This is a genomic window from Streptomyces griseiscabiei, from assembly GCF_020010925.1.
GTDB lineage: Bacteria > Actinomycetota > Actinomycetes > Streptomycetales > Streptomycetaceae > Streptomyces > Streptomyces griseiscabiei.
This window is the reverse complement of record NZ_JAGJBZ010000003.1, coordinates 173,786-187,019: the sequence shown is the minus strand read 5'-3', so window position 1 is coordinate 187,019 and position 13,234 is coordinate 173,786. Positions and strand designations below refer to the sequence as shown.

Sequence of the window (13,234 nt, the reverse complement as noted above, 5' to 3'; positions counted from 1 at the left end):
CCGGACGGGCCCGGATGAATCGGGCACTCCCGCACCGACCTGCGAGACCGGTCCTGATGGCGCGGGGGACGAAGGAGGCGGGCCATTGCCCCACCCTAGATCGCACTCCTGTGCCCCAGGGCGAGTAATTGGCAAGATTTGTAGGTGAGTTGACCCTCAGCCACGACGTCGTGACACGGAGGCAGAACCCGGTCGGGCGAGGCGGCTCGGCCACCACGCGGCGGGACCCAGGTCCAGGGCGAGCGCGGGGACCAGGAGGGAGCGGACGACCAGGGTGTCGAGCAGGACGCCGAAGGCGACGATGAAGGCGACCTGGAGGAGGAAGGCGAGGGGGATGACGCCGAGGGCCGCGAAGGTGGCGGCGAGGACGACTCCGGCGGAGGTGATGACCCCTCCGGTGGCGGTCAGCCCGCGCAGTACGCCCTGGCGTGGGCCGTGCCGCAGCGTCTCCTCCCGTACGCGGTCCATGAGGAAGATGTTGTAGTCGACTCCCAGGGCGACGAGGAACACGAAGCCGTACAGGGGCACCGACGGGTCCGTGCCGCTGAAGCCGAACACATGCGTGAAGACCAGCGACGAGATGCCCAGCGTCGCGAGGAGGTTGAGCGCCACGGTCGCCACCAGCAGCACGGGCAGGAGCAACGACCGCAGCAGTGCGGTGAGGATCAGCAGGATGACGACCAGGATCACCGGGACGATGAGGGTGCGGTCCCGTTCGGCGGCCCGCAGCGTGTCGTACTGCTGGGCGGTGGTGCCCCCGACGAGGGCGTCGGCGTCCGGTACCGCGTGCAGGGCGGTGCGCAGCCTGGCGACGGTGTCCCTGGCCGCGTCGCTGTCGGCGGCGGCGCGCAGGGTGACGTCGATACGGACCCGGCCGTCGACGGCCGGCGGGGCACCGTCGGGGCGTGGGGACCCGCTCAGCGGCGTGGCCGAGGCGACGCCGTCGGTCGCACGGGCCGTGGTGACGACCCGGTCCAGACGGTCGGCGTTCGCGATGACCACGGTGGGGTCGCCGGAGCCGCCGGGGAAGTGCTCGGCGAGGGTGTTCTGCGCGGTCACCGAGGGCGCGCCGCCCACGAAGATCTCGTCGAGCGGGACGCCCTTGGAGGTGAGGGTCGGGGCGAAGGCGGCGCAGGCCAGCAGACCGGCCAGCGAGACCGCCCAGACCTTGCGCGGCGCCCGGTCTACGAGGGCGGCGACCCGGTGCCATACGCCGCCGCCGCCCGAACGGCCCCCGGGGGCGGGGGGCTTGGCGGGCCAATAGGCGGCCGGGCCGAGCAGCACCAGGGCGGCGGGCAGGAAGGTGAGCGAGCCGGCCACGGCCGCGGCGATGCCGATGGCGCCCACCGGTCCGAGGGCCCGGTTGTTCGTCAGGTCGCTGAGCAGCAGGGCGAGCAGGCCCAGGGCGACGGTCGCCCCGCTGGCCACGATGGCGCCCCACGACTGCCGCAGCGCGGCCCGTACGGCGGCGAACCGGTCCTCGTGCCGGGGCAGTTCCTCCCGGAAGCGGGCGCTGAGCAGCAGCGCGTAGTCGGTGGCCGCCCCGACCACCAGGATCAGCAGGATGCCCTGCACCTGGCCGTCGACGCGGACCACGCCGGCGTCGGCGAGCGCGTAGACGACGGCGCAGGCCAGGCCCAGGGAGAGGACCGAGCCGAGGATGATCAGGAAGGGCAGCAGCACACTGCGGTAGACGAGCAGCAGGATCACCAGGACGGTCACCAGGGCCACGACCAGGAGCAGTCCGTCGATGCCGGCGAAGGCGTCGGCCAGGTCGGCCCGGTTGGCGGCGGGGCCGGCCAACTGGACCGTGGTGCCGGGGACGCCCTCGGCGGCCGTACGGACCCGGTCCAGCGCGCCGGGCAGGGCGTCGTCGAGGTCCGGCCGCAGGGGGACGACGCCCCGCAGGGCCTCGCCGTCCTCGGAGACGAGGACCGGCGGTATCCGGCCGGCGACGCCGGCGTCGTCCGCGAGCAAGGCCAGCGCCGACGAGGCCGCGTCCTGCCGGTCCGTCACCGCCGCGCCGTCCCCGGCGGTCCAGACGACGACCGCGGGCAGCGCCTCCTCCTGCCGGAACGCCCGCTGCGCCTCGATGACCTCGGTGGACTCGGCACTGCGGGGCAGGAAGGCGGCCCGGTCGTCGGTGGCGACCTCGCCGAGCCGGCCGGCGAAGGGGCCGAGGGCTCCGCCGATGCCGAGCCAGACGACCAGCAGAAGGAGGGGGACGAGCCGGCGGGCGCGCCGTGCGGTGAGGGACATGGTTCTCCGGTGGTCGAGCGGCAACTACCTCGACGATAAAGTATCTCAATGATTGAGTTAACTCGATCCCGATCATGAGGAACCGGGGCCTCGGCCGCCCGGAGCCTCGGCGGCTCAGGGCCTCGTCCGCTCAGGGCCTGAGCCGGGACATCTCCTCGTTCATCGCGGCCAGGAAGCTCAGCACGGTCGCGAGTTCGTCGTCGGTGAAGCGGGCGCGGGCCGCCTGGGTCGCCCGGGCCAGCGGACGGAAGTACGTACCGGCCGCCGATCTGGCCTCGGCCGCGAAGTACAGGTGCACCACCCTGCGGTCGGCGCTCTCCCGCACGCGGCGGATGTGTCCGGCGCGCTCCAGCCGGTCGACGCAGGCGCTCACCGCGCCGGAGGTGAGCCCGAGGTGCTGCCGCAGCCGGCTCGGCGTCATGGGCTCCTCGGCGTCCAGGATCGCCGCGAGCGCCTGGACGTCGGTGGCGTGCAGACCGTGGTCGTCGGCGAAGCCGTGCACGAGGCGGTTGATCTCGCCGTTCATCCGGCGCATCTGCACGGCGAGGGCCTGGAGGTCGCCGCCCGCGGTGCCGCCCGCCCCCTGCTCCCGCTCTTCTGTTCCTGCCACGCGAGCAGCCTATCCGCGACGCGGGACGGGCCGGTCCGCCGGAAGCGAGGCCTCCGGCGGACCGGCCCGTCACCACGTACGGGAACCTGTCATGCCGCACGGGCATCCGTCACCGCGTACGGGAACCCGTCATGCCGTACGGGCATCCGTCACCGCGTACGGATACGGGCGCTCCGCTAGGGCGCGTCCCGGACCGTGCCGGTGAACTGCGGGCCCTCGACCGGCGCCCCCTCGGGGTCGTAGGTCCACAGCTGCCACCGGAGCGACTCCGGGGCCTCGTCCAGCCCGTCCGCGACGGTCGGCACGGACACGTCGACGCTCAGGTCGCCCGCGGGGACCTCGGACATCAGCAGTGCGCCGTCCGGCAGCGCGGACAGGGGGAGTTCGGGGTCCGGCGAGGCACCGAAGTGCTCGTCCAGCCAGGCCGCGGGGACGTCCTTGGTGGACAGTTCGGCGCCCTCGGAGACGGGCAGCAGCTGCACGTCCGTCCACAGGGCGACGTCGGCCGCCGCGGAGAGGCCGATCCGCCAGACCAGCGGCTGTCCCTCGGTCACCCGGTCGGCGACCGGTGTCACGGTCACCGTGGGCTGGGGGTCGTCGTTCTCCGCGATGACGCCGCCCAGGTAGGAGCCGACCACCGCGCCGCGTACGGCCTTGACGGCCACCCGGTGCGTCTCGTCGGCGCCGTAGCGGGTGTTGCCCTCGACCGTCACCGGGACGTCGACGCGGGTGCCCGCGCGGACGGTCACCGTGCGCGCGACCGGACGGTCGGCGCCCGGCTCGTCCACGAACAGCCGGACCTGGCCGCTGCCCGACCCGGACACCCGGACCGGCACCTGGTAGGTGCGCGATCCGGAGTCGCCCTCCTTGACGGTCAGCCGGCCGACGTCCACGCGGGCCGGACGCGCGGGCTCGACGGCGGGGGTGCCGGGGCGCCAGCCGTACGCGTCCATCAGCCAGGCCGTGCCGGACCCGGTGCGCGGGGTCAGGGACAGGGTCTTGACGTGTCCGAGGTCGAGGCGTTCGCGGGTCTCTGCGGACAGCGGCACCCGGACCTCGCGCGCCCAGTAGGAGGAGGTGCGGGAGGTGCCGGGCAGGCCGTCGACACGGACCCGGCCGAGGTCGGCCCGCTCGCCGGAGGTGTCGGTGAGGGCGACGTCCAGTTCGGTGCCGGTGGTGTTCGGCGGCACGATCACACGCAGGCTCAGCTCCTTCGCGCCGGACAGGGAGACCGGGCGGGCGGGGGTGAGCGTGGTGGCGGTGCCGCTCCCGTTCATGGCCAGGGCGTAGCGGTCCGGCTCCTTGCCGGGCAGCACCCTGCGCCACTGGGTGAAGTGCGGTGAGGCGGTGGTGAGTCCGGGGTCCAGGCAGGAGACGTCCGGGTCCGGGTCCACCTGGGCGCACAGCCGGCCGCCGGAGACCTTGGCGGAGGAGTCGGGGAGGAAGGCCCCCGAGCGGGCGGCGCCGACGGCGTGGGTGGCGACGCGGGCGGGCCCGGCGGAGGCGGCGCGCGCGTCGGACCCGTCGAGCAGCGGCCGGGCGCGGTCGTCACCGGCGACGAACAGCCGGGCCGCGGCGGCTATGTAGGTCGAGCCCGCCTTCTGCTGCTGCTCGGCGGTGAGCCGGGTGGCGGTGCCGGGCGAGCACAGCGGGTCGTGCTCGTCGCCGCCGTACAGGAAGTCGTCCTCGGCCGGTGCCGTGGCCTGGCCGGGGGTCCACTCGCTGTTGAAGAAGTTGTGGTTCGCTCCGGTCATGTAGACCGCGCTGTGCAGGGCCTTGCCGCGGCTGACGCCCCGGGTGCCGTCGACGTAGTACTCGCCCTGGAGGTCGATGACGTCTCCGTCGCAGCCCGGCAGGAGCGTCATGGACGGCACGTCGGGCGCGGGGTTCTGGCCGAAGATCGTGGGGCCTATGAGGACGGTCCCGCGTATCGTCCAGCGCGTCCTGCCCCCGTAGCCGTCCTGGTCGGCGGGCGGCGGGGTGAGGCTGTCCAGCGCGGCGCGGTCGGCGCCCTCGCCGCCCCGGGAGTGACCCACCAGCAGCACCCGGCCGAGGTCGGCGCGGGGCGCGTTCCGTACGACGTCGGGGGCGGTGGACGGGTCGGCGGCCCAGTCGGCCCAGTGGGCCAGGTGCAGCCGTATCAGCGAGGAGCGGGCCTGGGCGCCGGCGTCGGGGGCCTGCCAGTCCTGGGCGTTGATCGAGTTGGCGGAGACCGAGACCGTCACATAGCCCTGGGAGGCGAGGAGTCGCTGGTCGTGCAGGTAGCCGCGGTAGCTGGGCACCGGCTCGTAGCCGGACGGGCACGGCCATTCGAGGGTGACGTCGTCGCCCTGGAAGCAGGTGCCGTGGCGCCCGTGGAGGAACAGCGCCAGCGGGCGGTCGCCGGTGGCGCCCTCCGGGGCGACCACGACGGCCTTCATCTCCACGCCGGTGTCGTAGCCGGGGAGTTGGACCGCCGGCAGGGAGTACTCACCGCTGGTCGTGCGGTACGGGCCGGGCACGCCGGGGTCGACCCCGTTCAGGTCCGCCGTGCGGGGCAGCCGGGACGGGCCCGAGGGGTCGTCGAGGGCGCGGCGCTCACGGGCGTCGGCCTTCGCCCCGGCCACGTCCAGACGGCGGCCGGCGGCCTCGGCCCGCAGGTCGTCCGTCCTGTCGAGGCGCACCCCGTCGAGGGGCAGCCGGAAGGTACGGCCGTCCGCGGCGGGCCTCGGGACGCCCAACAGGCGGTCCCCGCTGCGGAACTCGACCTGGGCGTCGCCCACCGGCACCTTCTCCGGCGCACGCCACACCAGCTCCGCCGACTCCCCTGAGCCGGTGGTCCGCCAGCCCTGGGGAAGCCCGTCGGACAGGGCGGCGGTCGACGATCTCCCGGGCGCCGGTTCGGGCGCCGCCTGCGCCGCCCCCGGCGACGCGAGCGCCAGCGCGAGGGCCGCTGTCACAGCGGCCGTCACGCGCGAGACACGGATCACTTCTGTTCCTCCTGATGGTCAGTGCCCCGGGGCCCCACGGGCCCCGGGCTCCCCCGACACACCAAATGCATCACATTCGATCACCAAGTCGCCTTCGCGCACAGCATTCGCACAACTTCCGCCCCGACCGATCAACAAGACACGTGCAACCAGGGGGAGTTGGGCCACGGGTTCCGGCCAACTCCCCTGTGGACGGCGCCACCCCGCCGGGAGGGAGCGTGCGAGGATGGCGAGCGTGAGTGGATCGACGTCGTCACCCGGTCCCGAGGACAGGCCCCGGGGACGCGGCCCGGGTCCGCAGACCGCCGCGGCACTGGTGTTCGGGTCCTCGGCCGCGGTGCTGGTGGTCGAGATCGTCGCCCTGCGGCTGCTGGCCCCCTATCTCGGGCTCACCCTGGAGACCAGCACCCTGGTCATCGGAATCGCGCTCACCGCGATCGCCGTCGGCTCCTGGCTCGGCGGGATCGTCGCCGACCAGCTCGACCCCCGACGGCTCCTGGGCCCCTCGCTCGGGGTGTCGGGGGCGGTGGTGGCGCTCACCCCCGCCGTGCTGCGCACCACCGCGGAGTGGGCACCGGCGCTGCTGCTGCTGATCGCGTCGCTGACCATCCTCGTGCCGGGCGCGCTGCTCTCCGCGGTGACACCGATCGTGACGAAGCTGCGGCTCACCAGCCTCGCCGAGACCGGGACGGTCGTCGGCCGGCTGTCCGGTGTCGGCACCGCGGGCGCCATCGTCGGCACCGTCCTCACCGGCTTCGTCCTGGTGTCGCGGCTGCCGGTCAGCGGCATCCTGATCGGCCTCGGCTGCCTGCTGGTGGCCGGCGCGGCGCTGGTCGAGTGGCGCACCCGGGGCTGGCGCGGCACCCCCGCCCTGACCCTGGTGGTCGTCGCCGGCGGCCTCGGCACCGCGGTCGCGCCCGGCGGCTGCGACGCGGAGACCCGGTACCACTGCGCCCGTGTCGTCGCGGACCCCGACCGCGAGAGCGGTCGCACGCTCGTCCTGGACGGACTGCGGCACTCCTACGTCGACCTCGACGACCCGACCCACCTGGAGTTCGCGTACGTACGCGCCATCGCCTCGGTGGTCGACACCGCCTTCCCCGCCGGTGAAGCCCTCGACGCCCACCATCTGGGCGGCGGCGGACTCACCCTCCCCCGCTACCTCGCCGCCACCCGGCCCGGGACCCGCAGCCTCGTCTCCGAGATCGACGGCGGCGTCGTACGCATCGACCGCGAGCGGCTCGGGCTGACCCCGGACACCGGGATCGACGTACGCACCGAGGACGGCAGGCTCGGCCTGCGGCGGCTGGACGACGGCAGCCGGGACCTCGTCGTCGGCGACGCGTTCGGGGGTGTCAGCGTGCCGTGGCACCTGACCACCGTGGAGGCGATGAGGGACGTACGGCGGGTGCTCGACGAGGACGGTCTGTACGTCGCCAACCTCATCGACCACGGGGGGCTGGACTTCGCCCGTGCCGAAGCGGCCACCCTCGCCGAGACGTTCGAGCACGTCGCCGTCCTCGGCGCCCCCGTCGACCTCGGCCTCGGCCCCGACCCGGACGCCGCCCCCGAAGGCGGCAACCTGGTGGTGCTCGCCTCCGGCCGGCCCGTCGACCCGCGCGCGGCGCAGCAGGCGCTGGACGCCCGGCGGACCGGCTGGCGGATCGCCACCGGCGACGACCTCACCGCGTGGATCGGCGACGCCCGGCCGCTCACCGACGACTACGCGCCCGTCGACCAGCTCCTCCAGCCGTCCGCCACGCGGCGGTGACCGCGCGCGCCCCTCGGAGGCGCGGGGCCCGGTAGCCCGTCGCGGTCAGGACGAACCGGGCGGAGGAGTCGGCGTTCATCAGGCGCGCCACGCGGTACGGCGCGCCACGGGGGACGGCGCACCACGGGGGGCGTGCGCCCCCGCTCACTGCGATGGCACTTCCCATACAGGTGATTTATGTCAAGTAAGTCACTTCATGGGACCTACCATCCCCTCTCGTGACAGACAGCCAGACCCGCAGAACGGCCGATGTGGTCGTCCTCGGTGCCGGACCGGCCGGGCTCGTCCTCGGCAATCTTCTTCAGGACAGTGGGATCGATTGTGTGGTGCTGGAGCGCGCCGAGCGGACGTACGTTCAGACGCGGGCGCGCGCCGGGTTCCTGGCGGCCAACACCGTGCGGATCCTGGAGCGGCACGGGCTGGCCGAGGGGCTGCGGCGGCGGGGCCGGCCGCACAGCGTGTGCGAGTTCCGCAGTGCCGAGGGCCGGTTCCGCCTCGACTACAGCGCGCTGGGACGGGGCGAGCGGCACACCGTCTATCCCCAACAGCTCCTGGTCACCGACCTGTTGACGCGCTTCCTCGACGCCGGCGGACGGATCGAGTTCGGCACCGAGGCGGTGGCCGTCCTCGACGCCGACACGGACCGCCCTCGCGTGGACGTGCGTGAGGCGGACGGCCGGCCCGCCCGCTGGGACGCGCGGTACGTCGCCGGGTGCGACGGGCGGCACGGCGCGGCCCGCCGGTCGCTGCCGGCCGGTGCGGTACGGCGGCACCACTGCGACCACGGGGTGACCTGGCTCGGTCTGCTCGCCGAGGCGCCGCCCAGCCTGGACGCGGTCGGCTACGCGGTGCACGAGCGGGGGTTCGCCGGGCACATGGCGCGTTCGAGCGACATCACCCGCTACTACGTGCAGTGCGCGCGCGGCACCGCCGCCGACGCCTGGTCCGAGGAACGCGTCTGGGACGAGCTGGAGTTGCGGATGCGGGCAGCGGAGTACGGCCCGCTGCGCCGCGGCCGTGTCGTACGGCGGGCCGTCGTCGACCTGGAGTCCGACGTGCTCGAACCGCTGCGGCACGGTGCGCTGTTCCTGGCCGGTGACGCGGCCGGGCTCGTCAGTCCCTCCGCCGCGAAGGGGGCCAATCTCGCGGTCCTGGAGGCGGAGATCCTCGCCGGAGCCCTCGTCGACGCCCTCGTCCGCGGCGACCGCGCGGGGCTCGACACGTACTCCGCGCGGTGTCTGGCGTACATCTGGCGGGCGCAGGAGTTCTCGCACTGGATGATCCGGCTGCTGCACGGCGGGCCCGGCCCGTCCGGCGGCCCGTCCGGCGGCCCGCCCGACCCCGCCTCCCTCTTCCATGACTCCCTGCGGCGCTCCCGCATCGACTCGCTGCGGACGTCGCGCAGCCACCAGGACTGGTTCGCCGAGCACTACGTCGGCGTCTGACGCCCTGTTCTTCCGCCTCGTACTTACTTACTTGTATCGATTGAGGGTTCCCTTGATGATCACGACGTTGTCCGATGACACGTCCCGCCTGCTCGCGACGGTCGACTTCGTCAGGGAGCAGGACACCGCCACCCTGCTTCCGCTGCTGTTCCCCGGACTCGACGGTCCGGAGCTGCGGACCCTCGTGGAGCACTGCCGCTTCTCGCATGCCGCGCTGCTCGTCTTCCCGTCCGGCGAGGCGGAGTTGCGCGCCCTGCTCGGCGGCTGCGGGCTGGAGGCGGTCGCGCCGCCGCGGCCCAGTGTCGTCGTCCGTGAGCGGCTGGCCGTACGGCACCGGCGGCCGGCGGCCGAACTGGACGTCGGCATCCTGCGCCCCGCCGTGGTCGGCGCGGACGGGGAGCACCGTACGGTCGAGGTGTTCGCGCTGACGGTGGCACCCGGATCGGGGCTGGACCCGATCGCCGCGGACGAGCGGAAACAGGGGCACGAGACCCATGTCGCCTTCGATGTCGTGGCCCCCGACCCACTGCTGCTGCGGGGCCTGTGCGCGACCTTCGCGCGCTACGGGGCCACCCCGGACGGCGGCGGCTACAACCCGCACGAGAACGGCACGGTCTTCTACTTCGGCATCGCCGCCGAGGCCAAGGCGGCCGGCTACCGGCGCGTGGAGCTGTACGTGCCCGGCGACCACCGGGACGTACTCGCCGCCCACCTCGACGAGCATCGCGCCCGACAGCCTGCTGAAACGCTCCTGCGCCTGCTGACCGGGGCCTGGACGACCCAGGCACTGGCCGTGTTCGCCCAGCTCGGGATCGCCGACGCCATGGACGGCGAACGCCCGGCCGAGGTGGCGGAACTGGCGCGGGAGGCCGGCGCGGAGCCCCGGAACCTGGCGACGCTGCTGCGCTATCTGGCGATGCTGGGCGCGGTGACGGAGAGCCGCGACGGCTTCCGGCTGACCGAGCTGGGCACCCTGCTGCGGGCCGGTGCCCCGGGGTCGATGCGGGCGCTGGCGCTGATGTACGGCGGGCCGTTCTACGAGTCCTTCGGCGGACTCGGGCACACCGTGCGGACGGGGGAGGTCGCGTTCGAGCATGTCTTCGGCGAGAACCACTTCGACCATTTCGCCCGCGACCCCCGCCTCGCCGAACTCTTCGACCGGTCCATGGCCGCCGGGGCCGCCATGTTCGACCCGGTGCCCACGCATCCGGTGCTCACCGCCGCCGCCGAGACTCCCGGCGGGGCCACGGTGGTCGATGTCGCGGGAGGCAACGGCGAACTGCTCGGCCGTGTCCTCGCCGCGAACCCGCGCCTGAACGGAGTGCTGCTGGAACGTCCGCACGCCGTCGAGGCGGCCCGCCTGCGACTCGGGGAGGCCGGTCTCGGCGCACGCTGCGCCTTCCTGACCGGCGACTTCGCGGACGTACCCGGGGGCGGTGACGTCTACGTCCTCTCCCGCGTCCTGCACGACTGGGACGACGAACGCTGCCGCGAGATCCTGCGCCACTGCGCCCGCGCGATGCCCGACCACGCCGATCTGCTCGTCGTCGAACGCGTCCTGCCGTCCGACGGCTCGGCCTCACTGGCGACCGCCTGGGACCTCCACATGATGTGCAACGTCGGCGGCCGCGAGCGGCGGATCGGCCACTACACCGAGTTGTTCGCCGACGCCGGCCTCACCCTGGTGGACCGGTCGCCACTGCCGCTGGACGGGCATGTGCTGCATGTCAGGAAGGCGGGGTCGGGGGTCGTGGGGTGAGGCGGGGTGGTGGGGCGGGGTGAGGTCGAGTGCCAGGCCTTTCTTGGAGCGCATCAGCTCAGCTGCCGTCATGTCCGAGAAGGCCTCCGCCAGGGCCCGCCGGGCGAGATCCGCATCCGCATCTCCGACGACCGCGAGAGAGCCGGACTCGGCGTCAAGCGCCAGGAAAGGGACTGCCGCGCTCTCATAGCCCAACTCGGCTGGACCGTCGTCGAGGTGTACAACGACAACGACATGTCGGCGACGGACCGCCGGAAGAAGCGCAAGGGCTACCACCGGATGCTGGCCGACATGCAGAGCGGCCACATCGACGCTGTGGTGGCTTGGCACACCGCGTGGTCCGGCCCCAGGTCGGGCCGGACCACGCGGGTCCGTCTCCGGTGGCTGAGACACCGGAGACAGACCCGCGTCAGACCAAACGCTGAACGAGATCGTTAACGATGGGAGCTGCCGTCCTGACGAGATCACACACAGGTTCAGTGATCTCGCCGACTACGCCCTGAACGATCCCGCCCAGGATTGCAACCTTCATATAGCTCGGCTCATTGCCGCCGGTGAGACGCGGTGGTTCCGCGTCTCGACGACGTCGTTCCCGCCAACGCCGACAGCGCTCTCGGATATTCACGGTCGTATGGGCCCTCTCGCCTGAACAGGCGGATGAGCGCAGGCGCGCCTAAAGCGCTCCCGATAGACGCACGCATGCGCCTGTGCTCACCCCTGGTACCAACCGAGACGAAGCGCTCAGCACCGCGCAGGGAGCACCTTTCCAGGCGCGAGAGAATCGCTCACGTACGCGCAGGAGCTCCGAGATCGGACTGACCTGAGCAGCGACGGAAGCGCGAGCGTAAAAATCAGCCCCAACAGGGCGCCACTCAAGCGGCGCCCGAACCAGGGCAGAGAGACCAATCCGTATTCAAGGTCGAACCGCTCGATAGCTCTGTACGCAAAAGACAGCGCGGCTAGATCGGCTGGGGCTGACCTTCTCGCGAATCCAAACCAGGACAAGGGAAGGAAGGTGAGTCCACGGCCACGCGGCCTGATCCCCCATCGCATCTCCCGAGCCTGTCCCATGCGGCAAATTGTTCCAGACCGCTACTGACCCTCACAAACTGTGAGGTCAGCGCTCCGAAACCAACCGGGCACACTACGGCCCAGGGACGGCCCGAACCACAAAGAACGTCCTCTCACCAACGGATACTCGCTGGTGAGAGGACGTTTAGGCCACAATTGAAGCTGGTTCTCCTGGAAGTGACGTAGCGTCCAATCCTGATGTTCCAGGAGCGCTATTCTCGCTTCACTCGCCCCAGAGCCTGTCCAGCAACTGGTGGAGGGCATCGACGGGGCCCTCCACAGAGAGCACGCGCAGGGCGGCCCGCTGATCGTCGGAGAGGGTCCTGATCAGGTACTCGTACGCCTCCTCCTGGTCGTCCAAGAGGCTCGACGGCTCAGCATCGGGTTCGCACCCGGGGTCAGGAGTGGGGGTGAGGGTGGACTCCACCTTGGAATGCCTCAGATCGGGGAAGTAGGGGCCGTACGGGGCTCCGACGTCGGCCTGAGCCCCGTATGCGGCCTCCATACCCATATCAATGTGCTGCTGGTACTCGATCGATGCGCGGGCCATGGCCGCCTCCTGCTCGGCGTAACTCATCCGCTACTCCTCTGCCCTGGCGGAGCGTCAGTGTCTGAGGAGTCGGATGATCACCTCAAGTCCGGACGTCCGCGTTCGTCATCACAGAGCGGGTCAAGTCCGTCTTCACCCGGCGGAGCATCCGGGTCTGAGCCACGGTGAGCGGCGGAGCCGTGGCCTTCTGCCACTGGACCCACAGCTCCTCGCGGTACTCCTTCAGTGCTTTCCGGCCCTTCGGGCTCTGGATCCGCATGATGGCGGCCCAGGTGGCGTGAGACGTCTTGACGGGCCTGCCGTCCTGCAGGAGGGCGGCCACCACACGAACTCCGGCTCGCAGGGGACGTACGAGGACTGTCCCAGGTGGTTGGTCCCGGGGACGTGGCACAGCGGCTCCCGTCGCGGTGGGACCACCCGGGAGGAGGGCCCCGCGCGGGAACCCAGGTCGTCGGCTGCGCCTGGACGGCTGGCTCACCGCACTCGGAATGCACGGCGCTCGCACCTGGGCCTCCACCTTCAGCCAGCGGTCCGGGTGCTCCTCGGCCTCCCGGGCCGTCAGGGCGTCCGCGTGGGTCCGGGTCATGTCGGTGATGCTGTGGACACCGCCCCCGCTCGGCAGCACTCCGGCCTGTTGCTGAACGTGGGGACCGCGTGGAGCTGTCGCTCACGGGTAACTCCCCTGCCACTCCCGGCGGGAGCCGTACTGCGGACCCTCGCGTCCCTCGGCCTGCTCACGGGCGGTCGAGAAACCTCCTGGGCCTACTCCGGGTCGAAGCTGATCAACCGCATCGAGCTGC

The 13,234-nt window shown here is 72.4% G+C and carries 9 protein-coding genes; 4 read left to right on the top strand and 5 right to left on the bottom strand.

From position 1 onward, the window contains the following. Positions 1-156 precede the first annotated feature (156 nt). The 3 genes from J8M51_RS34775 to J8M51_RS34765 form a co-directional block, all read right to left on the bottom strand. Positions 157-2,259: an MMPL family transporter gene (locus J8M51_RS34775; RefSeq protein ID WP_086759147.1), complete on the bottom strand. Its 2,103-nt coding sequence runs from the start codon at positions 2,257-2,259 to the stop codon at positions 157-159. Positions 2,260-2,389: 130 nt separating this feature from the next. Then, positions 2,390-2,869: a MarR family winged helix-turn-helix transcriptional regulator gene (locus J8M51_RS34770; RefSeq protein WP_256965566.1), complete on the bottom strand. Its 480-nt coding sequence runs from the start codon at positions 2,867-2,869 to the stop codon at positions 2,390-2,392. A 176-nt stretch (positions 2,870-3,045) separates the two neighbouring features. Beyond that, positions 3,046-5,838 (bottom strand): alpha/beta hydrolase, encoded by a 2,793-nt coding sequence (locus J8M51_RS34765; protein WP_086759148.1) that lies wholly within the window; start codon positions 5,836-5,838, stop codon positions 3,046-3,048. A gap of 226 nt (positions 5,839-6,064) precedes the next feature. Between J8M51_RS34765 and J8M51_RS34760 the strand changes: the two genes are divergently transcribed. The 4 genes from J8M51_RS34760 to J8M51_RS34745 all read left to right on the top strand — a co-directional run bounded on the left by J8M51_RS34760 (position 6,065) and on the right by J8M51_RS34745 (position 11,251). After that, positions 6,065-7,609, top strand: a complete 1,545-nt coding sequence (locus J8M51_RS34760; RefSeq protein WP_179203267.1) for a fused MFS/spermidine synthase — start codon at positions 6,065-6,067, stop codon at positions 7,607-7,609. A gap of 218 nt (positions 7,610-7,827) precedes the next feature. After that, complete coding sequence (locus tag J8M51_RS34755) at positions 7,828-9,054, top strand: 4-hydroxybenzoate 3-monooxygenase (protein ID WP_256965569.1); 1,227 nt, start codon at positions 7,828-7,830, stop codon at positions 9,052-9,054. A 55-nt stretch (positions 9,055-9,109) separates the two neighbouring features. After that, the gene (locus J8M51_RS34750) at positions 9,110-10,813 is read left to right on the top strand and encodes a methyltransferase (protein ID WP_086759151.1); all 1,704 of its coding nucleotides are present in this window, start codon (positions 9,110-9,112) and stop codon (positions 10,811-10,813) included. Between the two features lie 6 nt (positions 10,814-10,819). Beyond that, positions 10,820-11,251 (top strand): recombinase family protein, encoded by a 432-nt coding sequence (locus J8M51_RS34745; RefSeq protein ID WP_317852998.1) that lies wholly within the window; start codon positions 10,820-10,822, stop codon positions 11,249-11,251. Between the two features lie 856 nt (positions 11,252-12,107). Here the strand turns inward: J8M51_RS34745 and J8M51_RS34740 are convergent. Beyond that, positions 12,108-12,461: a hypothetical protein gene (locus J8M51_RS34740; protein WP_086759414.1), complete on the bottom strand. Its 354-nt coding sequence runs from the start codon at positions 12,459-12,461 to the stop codon at positions 12,108-12,110. A gap of 55 nt (positions 12,462-12,516) precedes the next feature. Next, positions 12,517-12,756, bottom strand: a complete 240-nt coding sequence (locus J8M51_RS34735) for a hypothetical protein (RefSeq protein WP_218781467.1) — start codon at positions 12,754-12,756, stop codon at positions 12,517-12,519. Positions 12,757-13,234: the final 478 nt, after the last annotated feature.